The organism is Dysgonomonas sp. 216 (assembly GCF_010501065.1).
Taxonomy (GTDB): domain Bacteria; phylum Bacteroidota; class Bacteroidia; order Bacteroidales; family Dysgonomonadaceae; genus QVMM01.
Genome location: NZ_QVMM01000016.1, coordinates 41,894 through 65,406 on the forward strand (window position 1 = coordinate 41,894; position 23,513 = coordinate 65,406).

General features: G+C 37.0%; 22 protein-coding genes. 14 read left to right on the forward strand and 8 right to left on the reverse strand.

Annotation, left to right across the window (positions count from 1 at the left end; translation table 11 throughout):
* Positions 1-65 precede the first annotated feature (65 nt).
* Complete coding sequence (locus D0T53_RS09975; RefSeq protein ID WP_163267454.1) at positions 66-1,217, reverse strand: ARPP-1 family domain-containing protein; 1,152 nt, start codon at positions 1,215-1,217, stop codon at positions 66-68.
* A gap of 178 nt (positions 1,218-1,395) precedes the next feature.
* Between D0T53_RS09975 and D0T53_RS09980 the strand changes: the two genes are divergently transcribed.
* The 9 genes from D0T53_RS09980 to D0T53_RS10020 all read left to right on the forward strand — a co-directional run bounded on the left by D0T53_RS09980 (position 1,396) and on the right by D0T53_RS10020 (position 9,613).
* Entirely contained in the window at positions 1,396-1,992 is a 597-nt protein-coding gene (locus D0T53_RS09980) for a hypothetical protein (RefSeq protein ID WP_163267456.1), read from the forward strand.
* A complete protein-coding gene (locus D0T53_RS09985; RefSeq protein WP_163267458.1) occupies positions 1,992-2,753 on the forward strand; it encodes an SDR family oxidoreductase in 762 nt (253 codons plus the stop codon). Before D0T53_RS09980 ends, D0T53_RS09985 begins: the two co-directional genes overlap by 1 nt.
* A gap of 433 nt (positions 2,754-3,186) precedes the next feature.
* On the forward strand, positions 3,187-4,791 hold the full coding sequence (gene abc-f / locus D0T53_RS09990) for a ribosomal protection-like ABC-F family protein (RefSeq protein ID WP_163267460.1): 1,605 nt from the start codon (positions 3,187-3,189) through the stop codon (positions 4,789-4,791).
* Positions 4,792-5,378: 587 nt separating this feature from the next.
* Entirely contained in the window at positions 5,379-5,834 is a 456-nt protein-coding gene (gene rplM, locus D0T53_RS09995) for a 50S ribosomal protein L13 (protein WP_163267462.1), read from the forward strand.
* 5 nt (positions 5,835-5,839) lie between these two features.
* Positions 5,840-6,226 (forward strand): 30S ribosomal protein S9, encoded by a 387-nt coding sequence (gene rpsI / locus D0T53_RS10000; protein WP_163267464.1) that lies wholly within the window; start codon positions 5,840-5,842, stop codon positions 6,224-6,226.
* Between the two features lie 140 nt (positions 6,227-6,366).
* A complete protein-coding gene (gene rpsB, locus D0T53_RS10005; protein ID WP_163267465.1) occupies positions 6,367-7,221 on the forward strand; it encodes a 30S ribosomal protein S2 in 855 nt (284 codons plus the stop codon).
* Positions 7,222-7,335: 114 nt separating this feature from the next.
* Positions 7,336-8,160, forward strand: a complete 825-nt coding sequence (gene tsf, locus D0T53_RS10010; RefSeq protein ID WP_163267467.1) for a translation elongation factor Ts — start codon at positions 7,336-7,338, stop codon at positions 8,158-8,160.
* A gap of 125 nt (positions 8,161-8,285) precedes the next feature.
* Entirely contained in the window at positions 8,286-8,924 is a 639-nt protein-coding gene (pdxH, locus tag D0T53_RS10015; protein WP_163267469.1) for a pyridoxamine 5'-phosphate oxidase, read from the forward strand.
* Between the two features lie 92 nt (positions 8,925-9,016).
* The gene (locus D0T53_RS10020; protein ID WP_185152990.1) at positions 9,017-9,613 is read left to right on the forward strand and encodes a MarC family protein; all 597 of its coding nucleotides are present in this window, start codon (positions 9,017-9,019) and stop codon (positions 9,611-9,613) included.
* Between the two features lie 31 nt (positions 9,614-9,644).
* Here the strand turns inward: D0T53_RS10020 and dinB are convergent, their stop codons facing one another.
* The gene (gene dinB, locus D0T53_RS10025) at positions 9,645-10,718 is read right to left on the reverse strand and encodes a DNA polymerase IV (protein WP_163267515.1); all 1,074 of its coding nucleotides are present in this window, start codon (positions 10,716-10,718) and stop codon (positions 9,645-9,647) included.
* A 110-nt stretch (positions 10,719-10,828) separates the two neighbouring features.
* On the opposite strand from dinB, the gene D0T53_RS10030 reads away from it, so the two are divergent.
* The 5 genes from D0T53_RS10030 to xylE all read left to right on the forward strand — a co-directional run bounded on the left by D0T53_RS10030 (position 10,829) and on the right by xylE (position 16,846).
* Positions 10,829-11,509, forward strand: a complete 681-nt coding sequence (locus tag D0T53_RS10030; RefSeq protein ID WP_163267471.1) for an MIP family channel protein — start codon at positions 10,829-10,831, stop codon at positions 11,507-11,509.
* A gap of 307 nt (positions 11,510-11,816) precedes the next feature.
* Complete coding sequence (locus tag D0T53_RS10035) at positions 11,817-12,533, forward strand: NUDIX domain-containing protein (RefSeq protein WP_163267473.1); 717 nt, start codon at positions 11,817-11,819, stop codon at positions 12,531-12,533.
* A 16-nt stretch (positions 12,534-12,549) separates the two neighbouring features.
* Positions 12,550-14,028, forward strand: coding sequence for a xylulokinase (locus D0T53_RS10040; RefSeq protein WP_163267475.1), 1,479 nt, complete (start codon positions 12,550-12,552; stop codon positions 14,026-14,028).
* Positions 14,029-14,051: 23 nt separating this feature from the next.
* On the forward strand, positions 14,052-15,380 hold the full coding sequence (gene xylA / locus D0T53_RS10045) for a xylose isomerase (protein ID WP_163267477.1): 1,329 nt from the start codon (positions 14,052-14,054) through the stop codon (positions 15,378-15,380).
* 74 nt (positions 15,381-15,454) lie between these two features.
* Complete coding sequence (xylE, locus tag D0T53_RS10050) at positions 15,455-16,846, forward strand: D-xylose transporter XylE (protein ID WP_163267479.1); 1,392 nt, start codon at positions 15,455-15,457, stop codon at positions 16,844-16,846.
* 91 nt (positions 16,847-16,937) lie between these two features.
* Here the strand turns inward: xylE and D0T53_RS10055 are convergent, their stop codons facing one another.
* The 6 genes from D0T53_RS10055 to D0T53_RS10080 form a co-directional block, all read right to left on the reverse strand.
* A complete protein-coding gene (locus tag D0T53_RS10055; protein WP_163267481.1) occupies positions 16,938-18,596 on the reverse strand; it encodes an AMP-binding protein in 1,659 nt (552 codons plus the stop codon).
* Between the two features lie 38 nt (positions 18,597-18,634).
* Entirely contained in the window at positions 18,635-19,189 is a 555-nt protein-coding gene (locus tag D0T53_RS10060) for a helix-turn-helix domain-containing protein (RefSeq protein WP_163267483.1), read from the reverse strand.
* 127 nt (positions 19,190-19,316) lie between these two features.
* Positions 19,317-20,519, reverse strand: coding sequence for a hypothetical protein (locus tag D0T53_RS10065; RefSeq protein ID WP_163267485.1), 1,203 nt, complete (start codon positions 20,517-20,519; stop codon positions 19,317-19,319).
* A 17-nt stretch (positions 20,520-20,536) separates the two neighbouring features.
* Positions 20,537-21,652 carry a bifunctional histidinol-phosphatase/imidazoleglycerol-phosphate dehydratase HisB gene (gene hisB, locus D0T53_RS10070; RefSeq protein ID WP_163267487.1) on the reverse strand — a complete coding sequence of 372 codons (1,116 nt, stop codon included), beginning with the start codon at positions 21,650-21,652 and terminating at the stop codon, positions 20,537-20,539.
* A gap of 350 nt (positions 21,653-22,002) precedes the next feature.
* Positions 22,003-23,037 (reverse strand): histidinol-phosphate transaminase, encoded by a 1,035-nt coding sequence (hisC, locus tag D0T53_RS10075; RefSeq protein WP_163267489.1) that lies wholly within the window; start codon positions 23,035-23,037, stop codon positions 22,003-22,005.
* A 2-nt stretch (positions 23,038-23,039) separates the two neighbouring features.
* Positions 23,040-23,501: a cupin domain-containing protein gene (locus tag D0T53_RS10080; RefSeq protein WP_163267491.1), complete on the reverse strand. Its 462-nt coding sequence runs from the start codon at positions 23,499-23,501 to the stop codon at positions 23,040-23,042.
* Between the last annotated feature and the right edge of the window lie 12 nt (positions 23,502-23,513).

A 23,513-nucleotide genomic window follows, 5' to 3' on the forward strand; every position in this document is an offset into this window, starting at 1 on the left:
ACAAAAAACAAAGGTGTCTGAAAAAGTCAGACACCTTTGCTTCTTTTTTAGATATCAATAGAAGGCTATCTTATCCTGTTTATATACGGGCTGCGGTTTATCTGAATGGGAGTTACTTCCTGTGCTACACCTTCGGTCGAGTAAATGCTTACATGTATGGGGTGTTGCTCGCTTATTTTTGCGTTAAACGATTCAAACATTATACTATTGTCAGTTTTATATTGTTTTTCAATCATATCCGATTTATTACCACTACTCGTAAATTCTTTACTCTTAGCTTTTTTTATAAAGCTGGCAATGTCAGAAGCTGTAATTGTAGAACTTTTAAGTGCATTTTTTATGAATGCTTCAATTTCGCTTTTCGATAGGTTTGAGTTTTCGTCGATAGCTTTTTTTATAAATGTTTCGATATCAGAAGATGTTAATTTATTTTTATCATAATTCGAGATCGCTTCGTTTGCGGCCGACTCCAGAAGCTTTATTTTTAGTTTATCGAATAAGGCCGAATTTCCAAACCATTCGATAGTCGATATTTTTCCGTTTATACAGAAGGCTATTCCTGTAATGTTCTTTCTTCCTTCTAAAGCAGGTTTAAGAGCATTCATGTATTCAATGGTAAGGGCTTTCAGGTCTTTATCTTCGAGTGTTAACTGCAAGCTTGTAGCCGAAACGCTGCTTTTTACATTCTTATTTACATTTTTGCTTGCGTTTTCCTGAAATTCATTTACTTCTTTCCACACAGCCGATTGGTTTTTACTCGATCGTGCTGCTATTTTTATCTTTTTGTCGCTTAAAACTTGTGTCGATGCCGAAAACTGACTCACATTTTCTGCGCCTCGTTGTCTCCATCGGCTTTGTTCTACGCAAAACGATTTTAAAGGGACTTTTTTTGCCCAAGGTTTTAGAACTACGTCTTCGCCTATTGTGCGGTCTTGTTTTCCTCCTTTTACAATATCGCCGGCCATAATAAATATATAAGCATCCGATTTGTTATCTATACTTAATTCGTTAACGTTTCCGGTTTCGTGTAGTGCTATTTTATTTTGCTTCATGGCTTCTTCCAGTGTCATAAAACTTTTGTTGATAAGATCTTCACCTTCAAGTAAAAATATACTCAGGTTTTTATGTGTATAAACCTTATCCACAACTTTGGGTTGTGCATGTGTATTTGCAAAGATGAAAATTGTTGCAATGAAAATAAAAAATAAACGTTTCATAATCTTATGTTTTAGTTATACAATCTCGTTTCTGTTGTTCAAATATAGATTGTTAAAAAATAAGATTTCGGGGGCAGTGTGTAAACCCGTGTTTTCGGATGGTGAACTTTATATTTAAAAGTTTTAGGTATTATTTTATCTTTTAGTTAAAAAGGGTACCTTTGAAAAAAACTCGTTTATGAAGGATACTTTAATCTCAGACCACATAGTTGTGTTGAAAGACACAATTGCTCAAGTTAATCATTCGATAACTTTCAATGCAAATCCAGATAGTGACAACCAATTAATAACTAATGTTATAACAATATTGTTAGCTTTAGTGGCTGCTTTGATTGCTTTATATCAGGTAAAGTCGAATGTAATATCTAGTGCAAGGATAACTTGGATTGAAAACCTTAGATGTGCATTAAGTGAGTATTCAGCAGAAGTCATTAATTGTGCAATGATTATAACTAATATGAGAGAGAAATGTCTAGGGGTAAAAAAAGAAGAAATTGATATGATTATAGATAAACATTATTCTTCTTATGTGGAATCTGCCAATTTGATTAATAGATTAAGTTGTAGGGTATTACTTTATTTAAATGCAAAGGAAGATAAACATCAGCAAATTGAAAAATGCATTGATAAAATAGAACAGTATTTGCATGAAAAGAACAATTTAAAATCAGATAATAGAGCTGCGATTGAAGAGCAATTAAATGAAATAGTAAAACTCTCTAAACTGATTTTTAAAGAAGAATGGGATAAATCGAAAAAAATATTTAGAATATAATGAGAAAAATTGCATTAATAACAGGAGCAACAGCCGGATTCGGGAAAGCTATTGCCGAACGCTTGGCAAAAGAAGGTTTTAATCTGATAATAACAGGACGTAGGGCTGAGCGTTTAGACGAACTTAAAAATCAGCTTGAAAAGGATAATGGAATAAGTGTTTTACCTTTGAGTTTTGACGTTCGTTGCTACGAGGAAGTAGAGAAGAATTTGGGGCACTTACCGTCAGAATGGAAAAATATTGATATCCTTATAAATAATGCGGGATTGGCTGTTGGGCTTAATCCTATACATAAGGGAGAAATAGACGATTGGGAGCGGATGATTGATACCAATATAAAAGGTTTACTTTACGTTACACGTCTTGTTTCGCCTGTTATGGTTGAACGCAAATCGGGACATATAATAAATATAGGATCAATTGCCGGGCGCGAAGTATACCCGAACGGAAATGTGTATTGTGCAACAAAGCATGCGGTAGCTGCTTTATCGCAGGCAATGCGTATCGATATGCTTCAATATGGGATAAAAACTACTCTTGTTGCTCCCGGTTTTGCCGAAACCGAATTTTCTCTTGTCCGCTTTAAAGGCGATCACGACAGGGCCGATAGGGTATACGATGGAATGACGCCGTTAACGGCCGAAGATGTTGCCGATGCTGTTTACTTTGCTATATCGGCTCCCGATCATGTTGATATTCAGGATGTATTGGTAATGCCTAAAGCACAGGCAAGCGGGAGTCTTTTTCATAGGGAAAAATAGGGATATGATATAAATTAAAAGAGAGGGATGTATTAATAAATACATCCCTTTGTTCTTAATTATCGGACGGAAAGTGTTGATAATAGGCGAATTTAACTTGTTTTATTACATTAAAGTATATATCTTTGCAGCAGTATAAACGAAAAAATACTCCAATGAAAGTGTCTAAGTAAAAACTGGTGGTTACGAGCCATCATGAAGTCCAACAGGATTGGACAAACATTATGGTTAAATAAATTATCAATTTGCTCAAACGCAAAGCCTTCTTTATTTTGTGTGTTTGAGTTAATACTTAGAAATCATGTAATTTTAATTTCAGTAACAGAACAGCTTTCTTAATGCTGTTTAATCGCTTTAAGCAATCTTCTTCCTGATGAGTGTTTAGGGTTCGCGTGTTCATTTTTTTTCGTTTAACATTATAGCATAAATTAGTATGAGTATTATACTAAAAGATTTAACATATATACATCCCGACAGAGAGTTATTATTTCAAAATATAAACCTGAATGTAAACAATGGAAATAAAATTGGTTTAGTAGGTAATAACGGGGCGGGAAAATCAACCCTTCTGCAAATAATAAGTGGAGTATTACAACCAACAATGGGCGAAGTTATAGTTTCGTCAGATCCTTACTATATACCACAGCACTTTGGTCAATTTAATGAAAAAACAGTAGCTCAAGCTCTTGGTATAGATGTTAAATTAAAAGCCTTACAGGCTATAATAGGTGGTGATGCTTCGCTTGAGAATTTTACAGTATTAGACGATGATTGGGATATAGAAGAGAAGGCTTTGGCTGCTCTTGATTATTGGGGATTGCATAACATAGATTTATACCAGCGATTGGATGAACTGAGTGGCGGCGAGAAAACAAAAGTGTTTTTGACCGGAATAAAATTACACAACCCCGAAATAGTACTTTTGGATGAACCCACAAATCATCTTGATTGGGATTCCCGCCAACAACTATATAAATTTGTGGAAGCATACAATGGAACTTTTATTATAGTAAGTCACGATCGGGTTTTACTAAATCGGTTGAATTTAACATGCGAATTGGGGCAGAATGGCATAGAGGTATTCGGTGGAAATTACGACTTTTATAAGGAGCAAAAAGAAGGGAAGCTGGATGCATTAAAAGCTCAGCAAGATGAGAAAGAGAAGGCTTTGCGAAAAGCTAATAAAATAGCACGGGAAGCAATAGAACGAAAACAAAAACAAGATTCGAAAGGAGCAAAAAAGAAAGAAAAAGAAGGTGTTGCCCGTATTATGATGAATACCATAAGGAACAGAGCAGAACAGTCGGGGGCAAAATTAAAAGATGTGCACGCCGATAAAATTGAAAAATTAAGAACAGAGCTCACTCAAATAAGAGGAGATCTTTCGGTAACTCAAGAGCTTCAGTTGGGATTTGGAAATTCGCAGTTACACACAGGAAAGATACTGGTTTCGGCTCGTGAAATAAATTTCAGATATGCTTCGGAAAATTTATGGCAAAAGCCTTTCGACTTTGTAATTAGTTCAGGCGATAAAATTGTAGTCAGGGGAGAAAATGGTTCGGGAAAAACTACACTTATAAAGCTAATACTTGGTGTTATTCCTCCATCCGAGGGCAGTTTGGAAAGAGCCGAATTTAAGAGTTTGTATCTCGATCAGGAATATTCGATAATTGATAATAACCTGACAGTTTTTGAACAGGTTCAGAAATTTAATACAAGAAAACTATTAGAGCATGAAGTGAAAACACTTCTTCATCGTTTTTTATTTCCATCCGACACATGGAATAAACCATGCAGTAAGTTAAGTGGGGGAGAGAAGATGAAGCTAATTTTTTGCAGTCTGATTGTCGACAATAATACTCCGGACATGATAATTCTTGACGAGCCTACAAATAATCTTGATATACAAAGTCTGGAGATTGTAACATCTGCTATAAAAGGATATAAGGGAACATTACTTGTTGTTTCGCACGATCAGTATTTTATTGACGAAATAGGAGTTGATAGCGTTTTAGAGTTGTCTAAAAAGTCGATTTAAAAATAATTATCAGGTGTCTTTTTATCTATGTATAAAGGAATAGTATCTAACCATCAAGGATGTAGATTTATCGTATTTGAAATATGCGAAAAAACTGTCAGGTCTGTCAGCTTTTTTGAAAATATGCGTTATATGATACTTAAACCAATGCGTAATTCTATGTTGGTAGAAAAGATGTAAATAAAGTAGATGGTAAATTATATATGTTCGAAACAGAAAATATTGGGCATAATGTTTTTATTCCAACAAACAGAAAATAGTAATAAAACCGTCAGATTTGTCAGGTTTTTCAGTGAATATACTTTTTACAGTTTTAAAACAGAGTAGGTATTCTGTTTTGATAGAATAAGTGTGGCCGCTATTTTTTTTAATTGATACAATGCAATTTAGTTTTGAAAAAAATGAGATTTTGGGTGGTATATTTTTGCTAATTCATTGAAAAAACGTATCTTTGCGAGCCGATTATTAAAAGAATAAATGTAAGGTTTTGGCAATCAGCATGTTATTTGTATACATGTGCCCTTAGCAAGCAACAGTCGTGTTTATTGCCAAACAAAAGTCATTAACTAATTAAAAACATTAAGAAAGTGGATACTTTAAGTTTTAAGACCATTTCTGCTAACAAAGCAACAGTAAACAAAGAATGGGTTGTGATTGATGCAACTGGTCAGACTTTGGGTCGCTTAGCCTCTAAAGTGGCTAAAATCCTGAGAGGGAAATATAAACCAAATTACACTCCACACGTAGATTGTGGCGACAATGTAATTATTATCAATGCCGAAAAAGTTGTTCTTACAGGAAATAAATGGAACGATCGTGTATATTTAAGATATACAGGTTATCCGGGAGGACAACGCGAAATGACTCCAGCAAGATTACTTGAAAAAGGAGCAGATCGTTTAATGCTTAAAGTTGTAAAAGGTATGTTGCCAAAAAATCGTCTTGGTGCAGCTCTTTTGAAAAATCTTTATGTATATGCTGGTACTGAGCATCCTCATCAGGCACAAGAACCAAAATCATTAGATATTAACGCTATTAAATAATTACAATGGAAGTAATAAACACAATAGGAAGACGTAAAGCTGCCGTTGCTCGTGTATACGTGAGCGAAGGTACTGGTAAAATCGTTATCAACAAGCGCGATCTAGAGACATACTTCCCTTCATCTATTCTTCAGTATGTTGTTAAACAACCTCTTAATAAATTAGGAGTTGCTGAGAATTATGATATTAAAATCAACCTTAAAGGTGGTGGATACAAAGGTCAGTCAGAAGCTGCACGTTTAGGTATCGCTCGTGCTTTGGTAAAAATAAACCCAGAGGACAAACCAGCTTTGAGAGCCGAAGGATTTATGACTCGCGACCCACGTGTTGTTGAACGTAAAAAACCAGGACAACCAAAGGCAAGAAAAAGATTCCAATTCTCGAAACGTTAACAAAAGGGCAGTATACAGTTTGTTAACTGTTCACTGAGTTTTGTTTAGTATCTAAATTGGCGGGACGTCGCAGAATTTTAACGAGCTACCCGACAATTCAATTTCAGAAAAAGAAAGTAAACGAATAATTAAAAACAAAAATGGCTAAATTAGAATTTGACCAATTATTAGATGCAGGTGTGCACTTCGGACACTTGAAAAGAAAGTGGAACCCTGCAATGGCTCCTTACATTTTCATGGAGAGAAATGGTATTCATATCATCGACCTCTATAAAACAATAGCAAAAGCAGATGAAGCTGCTGCTGCTTTGAAACAAATAGCAAAATCGGGCAAAAAAATATTGTTTGTTGCAACAAAAAAACAAGCTAAGCAAATTGTTGCAGACTTGGCTCAATCGGTAAACATGCCTTATGTTATCGAACGTTGGCCGGGTGGAATGTTAACAAACTTCCCAACAATCCGTAAAGCCATCAAAAAAATGTCGACTATCGACAAAATGGTTAAAGACGGAACATTTGATACATTATCAAAAAGAGAAAGATTACAGGTTACACGTCAGCGTGCTAAACTTGAAAAGAACTTAGGTTCTATTCAAGACCTTACACGTCTGCCTTCGGCTTTGTTTGTTGTTGATGTTATGAAAGAACACATCGCAGTAAAAGAAGCTAACCGTTTAGGTATACCTGTATTCGGAATGATAGATACAAATTCAGACCCTTCGAATATCGATTTCGTAATACCTGCAAATGATGACGCTGCAAAATCGGTTGAGTTAATCATCAACCACATGTGTGTGTCTATTAAAGAAGGTCTTGACGAAAGAAAAGTAGAAAAAGCTGATTCTGCTGCTGCAGAAGCTCAGGACGACGATGCGCCACGCAAAGAGCGTAAAGCTAAAGCCGGAGCTAGAAAAGAAAGAGTAGCAAAAGAAGATGAAGAAGCTATAAATGCTGCTGTTGCAAGTAAATTTGCAAACAAAGAAGACGAAGAATAAGTTATAGTATATTTTGACTAAGAACTGAGTACTGAGGTGTCTTCTTAGTACTTATTTCTTGGTCATTTTTTATTAAAAACCAAACTGATTTTAAACAAATAAAAATATAAAGATATGGCAATTAGTATGGCAGATATCCAAAACCTTCGTAAAAGAACTGGTGCGGGTATGATGGACTGTAAAGCTGCTTTAACTGAAGCAGAAGGAGATTTTGAAAAAGCTATCGAAATAATTCGTAAAAAAGGTCAGGCTTTTGCTGCAAAACGTGGCGATCGTGAGGCTTCGGAAGGTTGTGTTTTAGCTGCAACAAACGGAGATTTTGCTACTATTGTAGCTTTGAAATGCGAAACAGACTTCGTTGCTATGAATGCTGAGTTTGTTGATCTTACTAAAAAGATACTTAACACAGCTGTTGCAAATAAACCTGCTGACTTAGACGCACTTAATGCTATTGAAGTAGACGGACGCAGTATTGCAGATCTTGTAACAGACAGAATGGGTGTTACAGGCGAAAAAATGGAAATAGGTATTTATGCGCAAATTACAGCGCCTTCTGTTATTGCTTATGTTCACCCTGGCAACAAACTTGCTACTATAGTAGGTTTCAACAAAACCGGAGTTGATGAGCAAGTAGCTAAAGATGTTGCTATGCAAATTGCAGCGATGAATCCTGTTGCTTTAGTTGCCGAAGAAGTATCGGAAGAAATTAAAGAGCGTGAAATGTCTATCGCTAAAGAAAAAGCTCGTGAAGCAGGCAAACCTGAAAATCTTATTGACAGAATTGCTGAAGGTGCATTAACTAAATTCTACAAAGAGTTTACTTTGCTTCAACAAGAGTTTATTAAAAACCCAAAACAAACAGTTGCTCAATATCTTGCACAACACGATAAAGATTTGACTGTAACAGCATTCAAACGTTTTACTTTAAATGCTGAATAATTAAGGATAACATATTCTTATTTAATATAGAAAGCCGTATCAGAAATCTGATACGGCTTTTATCTTTAAACAAAAGCCGTCTTTATCCGTTATATCATTGTGGTAAAATGAAGAAAGGATAATTTATGGCTGAAATTTTTGATATGAGGGAAGAGTTTAATTTGGATATGCTTGACGAACATTGTGTCGATACCGATCCGGTTAAGCAATTCGAACGGTGGTTTTACGATGCAGTAAACAATAATGTGAAAGAGGTTAATGCAATGGTATTGTCAACTGTATCGGGCGAAGGGAAACCATCGTCGAGAGTTGTATTACTGAAGCAGTTTTCAGCAGAAGGTTTTGCCTTTTTCACAAATTACGAAAGCCATAAGGCAAAGGATATTGAAATTAATCCTTTTTGTGCATTAAATTTTGTGTGGCTCGACCTTGAACGACAAATAAGAATAGAAGGTTTTGCCGAAAAAATATTGCCCAAAGATTCGGATTATTATTTTAGCCTTCGTCCAAGAGATAGCCAGATAGGAGCCTGGGTGTCGGCTCAAAGTCAGGTAATAGATACCAGAAAAAGTATTGACGATAAGGTTGAAGAATTTGAACGCAGGTTCGAAAACACTGAAATTCCCCGTCCTCAAAATTGGGGTGGATATATTGTCAAACCTTACCTGTTTGAGTTTTGGCAAGGTCGTTCTAACCGATTACACGATAGAGTCCAATATCTATATAAGAACGGAAATTGGATTATTGAACGTTTGGCTCCTTAAACCAAAGTAGGCTATTAAACATATTTGTAAATAAGAAAAATATAGCTTAAAGAACTATTTTTGCGTAACAGTATTTTTATAAATATATACTTATGAATATAGATATAACTCAAATAGCAAGTCTTTTTGTCGTTCTGTTTGCCCTTATCGATGTTTTAGGATCGGTTCCTATATTTCTGAAATTTAAAACCGAAGGAAAAGATATTAACTCAAAACAGGCGGCTATTTATTCGTTTTGTATATTCATTGTATTTTTATTTGTAGGGGAGTGGATTCTCAAATTATTTAATGTGGATGTCGAATCGTTTGCCGTGGCAGGTGCATTGGTAATCTTCATTATTTCGATAGAAATGATATTTGGAATAGAAGTATTTAAAAATGATGCTCCCGGTGGCTCTTCTACGCTTGTGCCCGTTGTTTTTCCTCTTATTACCGGACCGGGTACATTTACAGCTCTGCTTTCGATGCGTGCGGGGTACGATGTCGAGAATATAGTTATTGCGCTTTTCCTTAATATGATTGTTGTGTTTTTTGTTCTCAAAAACTTGGGATTTGTAAAACGTCTTGTGGGTGTAAGCGGAGTTTATGTTATGCGTAAGTTTTTTGGTATTATACTTATGGCAATAGCAATAAGCCTGTTTACTTCGAATATCAATATGTTGTTAGAGTCTTTTGCGGGAGGAAAGTAAAGGCTGTATGCCAACGTGTATAGTTATCGGTTTAATCTTTAAAATCGATTTCCAATTGTATTGCGTCCCTCCATATATCGGAGTCGCTGTTTTTTATACTTAGTCCCAATAAACGAACTGTGGGCGAAATGTCTACCATTCTTAAAAGTTCATCGCCTATAAGCATTAATGTATCAATGTCTTTGATCGGAGCATTTAAGGTCTTGCTTCGGGTTATAACTTTAAAGTCGGCGTATTTTATCTTTAATGTAACGGTTCGGCCTTCAAATGATCGGCGCGATATTCTGTTAATGACATCTGCGGCTACATCCTTCATTTCGGCATATAATTCGTCGAACGAATCAATGTCGTGGTCGAAGGTCATTTCGGCGCCAATAGATTTGCGTATCCTGTTTGGGTTTACTAAACGATTATCTATTGCTCGGGCGTTCTGATAGTACATGTGTCCGGCTTTGCCGAATATATTAACCAGCATTTCTTCGCTCTTTTGTTTTAAGTCCCATCCTGTCTTTATACCTAATTGGTGCATGGTTTTGGCTGTAACCTTTCCGACACCAAAAAATTGTTCGATAGGAAGTTGCTCTATAAAAGATTCTGCGATCTTGGGTTTTATAACAAACAGTCCGTTAGGTTTATTGTAGTCTGATGCTATTTTAGCAAGAAATTTGTTGAATGATACACCTGCCGATGCTATCAGCGCTGTTTCTTCAAATATACGAGCCTTTATTTCTTTTGCTATTTGTGTGGCCGAAGCTATGTTTTTTAAGTTCTCGGTAACATCTAAAAAAGCCTCGTCAAGAGAGAGAGGTTCAACTATATCTGTATACTCGTGAAATATATCCATTATCTGTGACGAAACAGACCGATATATATCGAATCGGGCAGGTACGAATATGAGGTGCGGGCATTTTCGTAATGCCGTTTTTGAAGCCATAGCCGACTTGATACCATATCGACGGGCTTCGTAGCTGGCTGCTGCAACAACACCACGATTGCCCGAATAGCCAACAGCAATTGGTTTTCCTCTCAGTTCTTTATTGTCGCGTTGTTCAATAGAGGCGTAAAAGGCATCCATATCTATATGGATAATTTTTCTCATATAGATACAAAGTTAAAATAAATAATTATTATCTTTCGGCGCGCAAACTAAAGAGATAGATTGATTGTTTATTGAATAAACAGATTAAATATTAATTTAACTAAATTAAAACTAGAATGAAAAAGTACATTGCGGAAATGTTAGGGACTATGGTCCTTGTTCTTATGGGGTGTGGTAGTGCTGTTTTTGCAGGAAGTATTGCCGGAACTGTTGGTGCTGGAGTCGGAACATTAGGTGTTGCCTTGGCTTTTGGCTTGGCTGTTGTAGCTATGGCTTATACCATTGGTAAAATATCGGGATGTCATATTAATCCGGCTATAACATTAGGCGTGTTTTTATCGAAACGTATGTCGGCAAAAGATGCAGGAATGTATATGATTTTCCAAGTGATAGGTGCAGTAATTGGTTCTGCCGTATTATATGCGCTGGTTTCGACAGGATCGCATGCCGGACCTACTGCCACAGGTTCTAATAGTTTTACCGAAGGGTATATGACACAGGCTTTTATTGCTGAACTTGTGTTTACATTTATCTTTGTTTTGGTGGTTTTGGGAACTACATCTAAAGGTGGTGCCGGTAATTTTGCAGGGTTGGCAATCGGGCTTTCGTTGGTTCTTATACACATAGTATGTATTCCAATTACAGGAACATCGGTAAATCCGGCTCGTAGTATCGGACCTGCTATATTTCAGGGAGGTGAAGCGTTATCTCAGTTATGGTTGTTTATTGTAGCTCCATTTTTGGGTGCTGCTTTAGCTGCTCTTTCGTGGAGGGTTATAGATACAGAAGAAGCATAAACTTATAGTTAACATACATAAAAGATAAAGGATGCAGGCCTGTGGCTTGTGTCCTTTTTTTGTCTGTCTTATTGTAAAAATAAGTAAGGTTCAGGCTCTTTTAATGACAATTGTAACCTGCTTATTATGAGATGTATATAAATGTATGTGCTACAATAAGGTAAGGGTGCTTATTGTATATTGGAAGATTAGTAATTTATTGATAGTCAAATATTTATGTATTTTTTTGATGACTATTACTTGTTTTATTCAGGTAATGAGTATATATTTGCTTTACGATATAAAGATGTAATACTAATACCTAGATATGAAAACAAACTTCATACAAACATATCTTTCGGTCGATTGTGTAATATTTGGATTTGACGATAATCAGCTCAATATATTACTGGTGAAACGGGATGCAGTTGACGGGGAAAAAAAGATACAAAAACTACCCGGTAGCTTAATTTATAACGAAGAAGATGTTGATGATGCAGCAAACAGGGTATTGTTTGAATTGACAGGTATAAAAAAGGTTAGGCTACGACAATTTCGTTGCTTTGCTTCACCCGACAGAGCTAATAATCCGGATGATATAAAATGGTTGAACAAAGAATATGAACCTAATATAAACAGGTTGGTAACAGTTGCATATTTGTCGTTATGCAAAATTGACCGAAAGTTGAATAATGTATCGAAATACCGTTCAACAGAGTGGTGTCCACTGAATCTGATTCCCGAAATGCCATTCGATCATAACCAGATACTGAATGAATCGTTGTTGGAAATCAGACGTTGGATTGAACATGATCCGGCAATTGTTTTCGATTTGCTCCCTAACAAATTTACGATAAGCCAATTGCATAGGCTGTATGAGGCTATATATAACAAGCCGCTTGATATTCGTAATTTCCATAAAAAAGTAGCAACTATGGATTATGTACAACCTTTGGAAGAGAGACAGACAGGCGTTTCGCATAGGGCAGCACGCTACTATAAGTTCGATAAGATAATATATAATAAAAGGAAAACTAATATATAATCGATAAAAGATAAATATGTATTTACTAGGTTATGATATAGGTAGTTCGTCTGTAAAAGTGTGTTTAGTAGAGGCGAGCACAGGAAAAACGGTTGCATCGGATTTTTTTCCGAAGCAAGAGATGAAGATAACAGCGGTGAAACCCGGATGGGCCGAACAAGAACCCGAAATGTGGTGGGAGAATCTTAAATTGGCTCATGAATCGGTAATGAAAAAGTCAGGTGTAAACAGCCTGGATATCAAAGCCATTGGTATAACATGGCAAATGCATGGGCTGGTTATTGTCGATAAAGATAAGAATGTTCTACGTCCATCTATTATTTGGTGCGATAGCCGTGCTGTATCGTATGGCGAGAAGGCCTTTAAAACCATAGGAGAGGGGAAATGCTTGTCGCGTTTACTTAATTCGCCCGGAAATTTTACAGCCTCGAAACTGGCTTGGGTTAAGGAGAATGAACCTCACGTTTACGAAAAAATAGATAAACTAATGCTTCCCGGAGATTATATCGGGATGAAGCTAACAGGAGATATTGTAACTACTGTTGAAGGATTATCGGAAGGCATTTTCTGGGATTTCGAATCAAATAGCTTGTCTGAAGATGTTTTAAGCTATTTTGATATACCAAAAAGTTTTTTTCCGGATGTTAAACCCGGTTTTGGATTACAAGGACAAGTGTCGGCTAGCGCAGCAAAAGAATTAGGGTTAAAAGAAGGAACTCCCATTTCGTACAGGGCAGGCGATCAGCCAAATAATGCGATGTCTTTAAATGTTTTCAATCCGGGGGAGATTGCTTCTAATGCAGGAACTTCAGGAGTTGTATATGGTGTGGCCGATCAATTGTGTTTCGACCGTTTGTCTCGCGTAAACATATTTGCACATGTGAATCATACGGTTGAGCAAAAACGGCTAGGAGTATTGTTGTGTATAAATGGCACAGGTATTTTAAATTCGTGGTTGAAGCGTAACCTAGCTCTTGAAGGGCTTGGTTATAACGATATGAATGATCTTGCTACAAAATCATCTATAGGTTCAAATGGAGTTACTATTGTTCCATTCGGAAACGGTGCGGAACGTATTCTGGAAAATCGTGAAGTGAATTGCTCTATACATGGTATTAACTTTAATACTCATAGTAAGAACGATTTGTTACGAGCAGCACAAGAAGGTATTGTGTTTTCGTACGAATACGGCATGGAAATAATGAAAGAAATGGGTCTGAATATTCATACAATAAAGGCTGGCTATGCTAATATGTTTCTTAGTCCTATTTTCAGTCAAACATTAGCAGACATAAGTGGCGCAACAATTGAATTATATAACACCGATGGTGCTGCTGGTGCAGCTAAAGGAGCAGGTATTGGTATTGGCGTTTACTCAACACCTCAAGAAGCCTTTGTTTCGCTTGAAAAGTTGGCTGTAATTGAGCCCGATCTTAAGTATACAGAGCAGTATAGGGAAGCGTATCAGAGATGGAAAGATATTGTAAATGAATAATTACTTATTAAAAATAAAGAACAATGGAAATTTTGAAAGGATCAAAAGAATTTTTCCCAGGGATAGGAAAAATTAAATTCGAAGGAAAAGACAGTAAAAACCCATTAGCATTCCGTTTTTATGATGAGAATAAAATAGTAATGGGAAAATCCATGAAAGACTGGATGCGCTTTGCTATGGCTTGGTGGCATACTTTGTGTGCTGATGGAGGCGATCCGTTTGGTGGAGGAACAATTCATCATCCATGGAATATAGGAAATGATGCTATAAGCCGTGCGAAGTATAAAATGGATGCAGGTTTCGAGTTTATGACAAAAATGGGATTCAATTATTACTGTTTCCATGATGTTGATTTAGTAGACTTCGGTGCTTCTTGGACTGAATATGAAAAGAATCTTCAAACTATTGTTGAATATGCTAAGGAAAAACAAGCAGCATCGGGTATCAAGTTGCTTTGGGGTACTGCAAATGTTTTTGGACACGAACGTTATATGAATGGTGCTGCAACAAATCCTGATTTTAATGCTGTTGCTTGTGCCGGTACACAGATAAAAAATGCAATTGATGCTACAATTGCCCTTGGTGGTGCTAATTATGTATTCTGGGGTGGTCGCGAAGGGTATATGAGCCTTTTAAACACAGATATGAAGCGCGAAAAAGATCATTTAGCTCAAATGTTGACCATGGCTCGCGATTATGCTCGTAAAAATGGGTTTACAGGAACGTTCCTTATTGAGCCAAAACCAATGGAACCAACTAAGCATCAGTATGATTTCGATACAGAAACAGTAATAGGTTTCCTTCGTAATTACGGACTGGATAAAGATTTTAAAGTAAACATAGAGGTTAATCACGCTACATTGGCAGGGCATACATTCGAACACGAATTGCAAACGGCTGTTGATGCCGGAATGTTGGGTAGTATTGATGCTAACCGTGGCGATTATCAAAACGGATGGGATACAGATCAATTCCCTATCGACCTATATGATTTAGCTCAGGCTTGGTTAGTGATGCTTCCTACCGGAGGTGTTGGTAACGGAGGTGTTAACTTCGATGCAAAAATACGCCGTAACTCCACAGATATGGATGATCTTTTCATTGCTCATATTTCAGGAATGGACGTGTTTGCCCGTGGTTTGCTTATAGCAGCTGATATTCTTCAAAATTCGGACTATAACAAATTACGTAAAGAGCGTTATGCTTCTTTCGACAATGGTGACGGAAAAGCATTTGAAGACGGAAAACTTACTCTAGAGGATTTACGCACTATTGCTCATAAAGTTGGAGAGCCTAAACAAATAAGCGGTAAACAAGAATTGTTTGAAGCTATTGTTAATATGTATATCTAATTGATATTATATAGAAATAACAGGCTATATTAACTGTAGCCTGTTATTTGCTAACTTCTAATTAAAACTGACCAATGAAAAACGAAACAAATAAATTCTACATATTTGGTATTACGCTTGTAGCTACCCTCGGAGGGCTGTTATTCGGATACGATACAGCTGTTATATCGGGCGCAGAAAAGTCGATACAAGCATACCTTATCGATCCTCTCAACCTGAGTGCCTTTGCCCATGGTGCCACTGTATCGAGTGCGCTGATTGGATGTATTATTGGGGGAGCCTTATCCGGACTATTGTCTTCTCGTTTGGGAAGAAAAAGGTCTTTACAGCTTGCTGCTCTCTTATTCTTCTTATCGGCATTAGGCTCAGCTTGCCCTGAATTCTTATTCTTTACAAAAGGAGAGCCTACAATGGGGCTGCTTTTCGTATTTAATATATATCGTATAATAGGAGGAATCGGTGTTGGATTGGCATCGGCCGTATGTCCGATGTATATAGGAGAAATTGCTCCTGCTAATATACGCGGGCGTTTAGTCTCGTTCAACCAGTTTGCTATCATATTTGGAATGTTGGTTGTATATTTTGTGAACTGGGGTATAGCTAACGGACAGGCTATAGAATGGATAAACGATATTGGCTGGCGTTATATGTTTGCCTCGGAAGCTATTCCTGCATTCTTATTTGGTACATTGTTATTTCTTGTACCCGAAACACCCCGCTATCTGGCTTTGACAAATAAGAACGAGAAAGCACTGTCTATTCTGGAGAAAATTAACGGGTCAAAAGAAAAGGCTACAGATATTCTTAACGAAATAAAGGCAACACTTACCGGAGGTAACACCAAAGCTAAGCTATTCTCGTATGGTAAGGTTGTTATTATTGTAGGTATATTACTATCGGTATTCCAACAGTTTGTAGGTATCAATGTTGCTTTGTATTATGCTCCTCGTATATTTGAAAGTATGGGTGCTGCAAAAGATGCTTCGATGTTACAAACAATAGTAATGGGGCTTGTAAATGTTGTGTTTACTGTTGTTGCTATACTTACGGTAGATAAATGGGGACGTAAACCTCTGCTTATCACCGGTTCTATAGGTATGGCAATAGGTATGTTCGCTGTGTCGGCATTAGCATTTAATAATATAATAGGGATGAGCACACTTGTGTTTATCATTATTTATACTGCATCATTTATGATGTCTTGGGGACCTATCTGCTGGGTGCTTATTTCGGAAATATTCCCGAATAAGATAAGAGGACAGGCTGTTGCTATTGCAGTAGCGGCTCAGTGGGCTGCAAATTACTTTATATCATCTACTTATCCGGCTATGATGGAATTTAGCGGAGGTATGACTTATGCATTCTATGGTATAATGGCTGTACTTTCGGCATTGTTTGTTTGGAAGATGGTACCCGAAACAAAAGGGAAGACTTTGGAAGAGATGGAAAAAGTCTGGAAAAAATAAAGATCACCAACTCCATATAAATAACCTTTTAAATCTAAATGAAACAGGCTTTCTGAGTATCAGAAAGCCTGTTTTTGTTTGTCAGTATTCTTTAATTGTCTTTTTTTCTGATCTGTGCCCGTTTAATCTTCCCGCTTATTGTTTTGGGTAGTTCGGTAACAAATTCGATGATACGAGGATATTTGTACGGAGCCGTAACTTTCTTTACATGATCCTGTATTTCCTTTTTAAGCTCGTCAGATTCTTTACCCTGATATTCCTTCGCTAATATGATAGTGGCTTTTACCAGTTGTCCTCTAACACCTTCGGGATCGGGAACACCTGTTACAGCACATTCTACAACTGCAGGGTGAGTCATCAAAGCACTTTCTACTTCAAATGGGCCGATGCGGTATCCCGAACTTTTTATAACATCATCGAGCCGTCCAATAAACCAATAGTATCCGTCTTCATCACGCCAAGCAACGTCTCCTGTATGATAAATATCGTCAGAGTATACTTGCTTAGTTAAAGCTTCGTCGCGGTAATATCCCATAAACAAGCCAAGGGGTTTGCCATTATCTGTTTTGATAATAACTTCGCCTTGCTCCCCGGCTTCAGCCGATCGTCCGTCAGCTGTTATCAAATCCATATCGTATACCGGATTAGGTACACCCATCGATCCGGGTTTAGGTTCGAGCCAAGGGAATGTTATTATTGTAGGCATAGTTTCGGTTTGCCCAAAAGCCTCCATCATTTTTATGCCAGTGGCCTTATAGAATGCATTGAACACAGACGGATTAAGAGCCTCGCCTGCTGTTGTACAATATTTTAAAGCCGAAAGATCGTATTTTGAAAGATCTTCTTTTATCATAAACCTATATACTGTTGGTGGGGCACAAAACGATGTGATCTTTTGTTTTTCCAAAACACGTAACAGCATATCGGGTGTGAACTTTTCGTGATCGTGAACGGCAACACATGCCCCAACAATCCACTGTCCGTATAGTTTTCCCCAGACAGCTTTTGCCCAGCCTGTATCGGCAAGGGTAAGATGAATACTGTCTTCAGTAAGGTTATGCCAATATTTGGCTGTAACAATATGCCCCAACGGATATACATAGTTATGAATAACCATCTTTGGTTCTCCTGTTGTACCCGACGTAAAGTATAAAAGCAATATATCTTCGTTAGTATTTACACTTGCCGGACGAACAAAAGGTTCGGCCTTTTCAATACCTTTACGAAAATCGAGCCAGCCTTCGGGAACATTATCGCCACACACGATACATTTTTCAATTGTAGGGGATTCGGGTAATGCTTCGTTTATATGTTCGATAACTATATTGTCATCGGTGCAAAGTATGGCTTTTATTCCGGCTGCATTATTTCGGTAAATAATGTCTTTTTTAGTGAGCAGGTGTGTGGCAGGTATGGCAATAGCTCCAATTTTATGAAGACCTAATACTGCAAACCAGAATTCGTAGCGACGTTTTAAAACCAGCATCATTTTATCGCCTCTGTTTATTCCGATAGATTGGAAAAAGGAAGCTGCCCTGTCGCTATATTCTTTCATTTCTCCGAACGTGAAATTGCGAAACTCGCCTTTGTCGTTCGACCAACACATTGCCCTTTTATCTGGGTTAATTTTAGCCCATTCGTCAACAACATCGTATGCGAAGTTGAAGTTGTCGGGTATATTTACATGGAAGTTTTCTTTAAAATCTTCTGTAGAAACAAATTCAGTTTGTCTAACAAATTTTTCCAGCATTTTCTGATAGTTCTTTTATTAATGTAGGTGGTTGGTTGTCAAAAAACTACAGCCAAAAATCTAACTCTTTTATTATCTAAAGCCTTCATTCCGTGAGGCATACTCGAATCGAAATAAATGCTGTCTCCTGTGTTTAATATTACGTCTTTGCCGTTAATCCTCAGCAGCATACTACCTTCCATAACCATGTTAAACTCTTGTCCCTCGTGGGTGCTGATATGTATGGGTGTTGTATCGGGTTTTGCCTCAACGGTTACCATAAAAATGTCGGCTTTTTTGTTGTTAAACCCTGCAGCTAACGATTCGTAGTTATATTCTTTTACACGTTCAATAGCTAAGCCCTTGTCTTTTCGCGTAATGAAATAACTGTTCATGCGAGGCTCGTCGTCGAACATTAGAGCCGATAACTCTACATTGTATTTAGATGCGATAGACTTAAGGAGGCTGATCGAAAAATCTTTTTCTCCGGCTTCGTATTGTAAGTATTCATTAATAGGTATTTCGCACGAAGCGGCAAACTCTTCGGGCGTCAGATCGAAAGCGTCACGTAGTCCTTTTAAACGTAGCCCTATCTGTCTCAATTCATTTTTCATATAGTAGAGATCTTTGAAATAATTTTAGATGAAGCAAAGTTAACTTTTTATACAATAAAATAGAGAAATGTGACATTAAAACTATTTAAATGCAGGTAAAAAGTCTCCATGACAAATAGCTGATGTTTTACATTTTGTTATCGATCCATATATAAGCACGGTATCGGCTTGTTACGCTGACAGGGCATAACGAAAGGTAACCTTTTTCTATCCTACCATTGTTTACAGATAATGGGTGCTCATTATTTTTTAATTTATGATCGTGGAATAATGCTCCATCTTTAGGGTTAAAGTCTATCATAAACTTTCCTGACGATTGTTCCGATATAAAATTGCGGCATAAATGCAAAGCTACTATTCCCATATTGTTGCGTACGTTTATTTCTAAACAGGGTTGCAATTTATATTCGTTGTTTTGTTGATACACCATCATATCTACGCCAATATAGCCATCATAAACAGGGCTTATATGTTTTTGTATAAAGTGAGATAATAACTCTTTAACATCTTCGAGTAACGAAGCATCAATATACTGTGTTATTTTCTGCCTTATTTTTTCTTGCGGTAACAGTATATTTCCAAGATATGCTCCCTTATTGTTTGTTTCGAATAGCGAATAGCCCTCAAAATAGATATTTCCTAAGTCGGACCGAAATTCCATTGCAAAATCAATCTTTTTATCCAGAGCATTTTCAACAGAAACCGATCCTTGCTTTTTTATATGCCCGTGTAGTATTTGCCGCTCGGTTCGGGTAAGCCCGCCGATGGGCAGCCATAATAAACCTCTGCCCGAAGACGAGTAGGGTGCTTTTGCCAGAAGTTGTACCTTAGAATTATTGACTTCGGATTCAATCTCTTCTAACGATAGATAAAAACGAGGTAATATATCGGGACTTATATTCGTATTGTTGGCTATTATGTAGGCCAAACATTCTTTTGCTGTTTGGCGGTTGCTTAAACGAACTAAAGTATTGTCCCATTCGGGGATATCCCAATTGAGTTGATACTCATCTTTCTGAGTACTGAAAAAATGAATGGCTTGTGGAGATATGCCCCATAAGCTTATTTTTTGGTTTGTATATAACTCTTTGTTTTCCGATATTTTCTGTATTGTTACGGGCCTAGGCAGATCAATATTATTCCGACAAATGATATGTGTAAACTCTTCCGATAATTCGTTTTCAATCAAAACATAATCTTCAGGCTTAGCATACCATGCGCAGAGGTAAGCTAGTTCTTTTTGCATACTGACTACATTAGCCGGAGCCATGTAGTATTTCGATTGATTGAGAACAGCTGTTTCGTGTCCCGGATTAAAGTAGTGAATCATACCGAATTAAGAGATGTTTACAAGCTCCCTTTGGTGCTGGGCAGTTCGTAATTGAATATATCTCTGTTTTTGGCCATCTTTATAGCTCGGGCAAGAGCTTTGAATATTCCTTCAATCTTATGATGTTCGTTTTCTCCTTCTGCTTTGATGTTTAAATTCATTTTGGCAGCATCACTTAACGATTTGAAGAAGTGCAGAAACATTTCGGTAGGCATGTCACCCACTTTTTCGCGTTTAAATTCGGCATTCCATACTAACCACGGACGTCCACCGAAATCCAGAGCAACCGAGCACAAGCAATCGTCCATCGGTAATACATATCCGTATCGTTCGATTCCCCGCTTGTCGCCTAATGCTTTCGAAATAGCTTCGCCTAATGCAATAGCTGTATCCTCGATTGTATGATGTTCGTCTACTTCAAGATCGCCTTTTACTTTTATTGTTAGATCCATACCCGAATGTTTGCCTATCTGGTCGAGCATATGGTCGAAAAAGCTTAAACCTGTCGATATTTCGGTTTTACCTTTTCCGTCGAGATTTACAGCTATGTGTATATCGGTTTCTTTAGTTGTACGTTTAACTTCGGCTTTGCGTTCTCCTGCAAATAAAAACTCAGAAACTTTATCCCAATCTGTAGTTTGCAATACACAATATTCTTTCAGTTCGGACGGTATATCTAAACTTTCGTTTAAAAATATGGCTTTACTCCCTAAATTTTTAGCTAGTTCAACATCGGTTAGTCTGTCGCCAATAACAAATGAGTTTTTTAAATCGTAATCGGCAGACATGTATTTTCCTAACAAGCCTGTGCGTGGTTTGCGTGTAGGTGCATTATCTTCGGGAAAAGAACGGTCTATCAATATTTCGTCGAACATTATTCCTTCGCTTTCCAATGTTTTCAACATTTTGTTATGGGCAGGCCAAAACGTGTCTTCGGGAAAAGAGCTTGTTCCTAAGCCATCTTGATTGGTAACCATAACAAACTCGAAATCGAGATTCTTTTTTATAAAATAAAGGTTACGGATAACTTTAGGTAGAAACTCCAGTTTTTCAAGACTGTCTATTTGAAAATCAATAGGAGGTTCTGTTATTATTGTTCCATCCCTGTCTATGAATAATGCTCTTTTTTTCATTCTATAAAAATATGCTTACAAAATAATTATTCTACCAATGTAGAATTTTATCTTCGTTTCAATACTTTGTAATGTATGTTCAACTCAAAACCTGACAAATCTGACGGTTTTTATTTTCTTTTATATTTGCTGTTACCGATAAATATTTTTTGCTCTTATTTCTTAGCATCCGATATAAAGGATATTTCTTATACTTATTCTGTCCATATAGAATTAAGTCCTGTCTACAACACCTTGTAGAGTATCAGTAGATCAAAACCTGACAAATCTTACAGATTTTTCGTTCGTTTAATTTATCGTCGGCTTCTTATTGTCAGCTAAGTTATAATCCTCTAATTATAGATAAAAAATTAGCCGATAAGCTGTAATGCTTCTAGCAACTTTTTATTTTCGTTGCCTGTGCCAACAGTTATACGTAAACACCCGCCACAAAGCGAAACTGTATTACGGTTACGTACAATGATACCTTTATCTACAAGCTTTTTGTACATATCGTTTGCGTCAGGAACTTTTACCAAAATAAAATTGGCATCGGTAGGGTATATTTTTTGTACAAACGGTAGCTTTGCTAACTCCTGTTGCAGAAGTGCCCGCTGACTTATAAGCATATCTACCCACTCGGTTTTTTGTTGCAACTTTTCCAGTTCGCCATAAACAAAATCCTGTGTAAGTTTATTTACATTGTAAGGATATTTCACCTTATTAAAATAGCTTATAATTTCGGTCGAAGCAAAGGCCATTCCTAACCTTACCGCAGCTAAGCCCCATGCTTTCGAGAATGTTTGTAAAACAATCAGGTTCGGATATTTATCCAATTCGGTTAGTAAACTGTTGTCTGTTGCGAAATCAATATAGGCTTCGTCGACAACAACAATGCCATCGAAGGTATTGATTACTTTCAACACTTCGGTTTTATCTAATAAATTTCCTGTGGGATTATTGGGAGAACAAAGGAATATTATCTTCGTATTTTTGTCTGTAGCAGCAAGTAATTTATCAGCATCAAGCGAAAAATCGTCGTTTAGTAATACCTTGCGATATTCTATATCATTTACTTCGGCACAAACAAAGTACATTCCGTAAGTAGGGTCTATTGCTACAATGTTATCAACTCTGGGTTCACAAAAAATACGGATAACCAAGTCGATAGGTTCATCGCTACCATTGCCCAGAAAAATATTTTCGGGGGCAATGCCTTTAATTTCCGAAACCTTTTCCTTCAGCTTCCATTGTAATGGATCGGGGTAGCGGTTGTACGGATTATTTAACGGATTTTCGTTAGCATCCAGAAATACAGAGGCCTCACCCTTAAACTCGTCACGAGCCGACGAGTATGGTTTCATAGCCAATATGTTTTTGCGAATTAACGCTTTTAAATCTTTCATCTTTATTGGGGTTGATAAGTGGTAACTACAAATATTATTAATGGCTCATCACTTGTATTAGTGATTGCGTGATAGTACTCGCCATGAGTAGTAGTTACATTACCTTTTTTCAGATTAAGAGTTCGGGGTGTACCTTCTGTACCTATTTTTTCTTCGTATTTTCCTTCTCCCGAAACTATTACATATATTTCCTGTTCCTTACGGCTATCATGTTCATGAAAACCTGCCTGATCTCCTTTATTCAGTAACACCATATAAGTGCCAATGCGGTTGTTTACAAGTTCTCCTTTTTCGAACAACGAAAGCATGTATACAACACCGCTGCCTCCATACATAGGGTCGCGTTTTTCTACATCTAATATTGTGCGGGCATTTTTTCCGCACGGAACTACTGTGAAATCAACATATTTCGAAAGAATGTCTATGACCTGCTTTTTTTCGGTTTCCCAATTGTTATTTTCCATTTTTTGTATTGG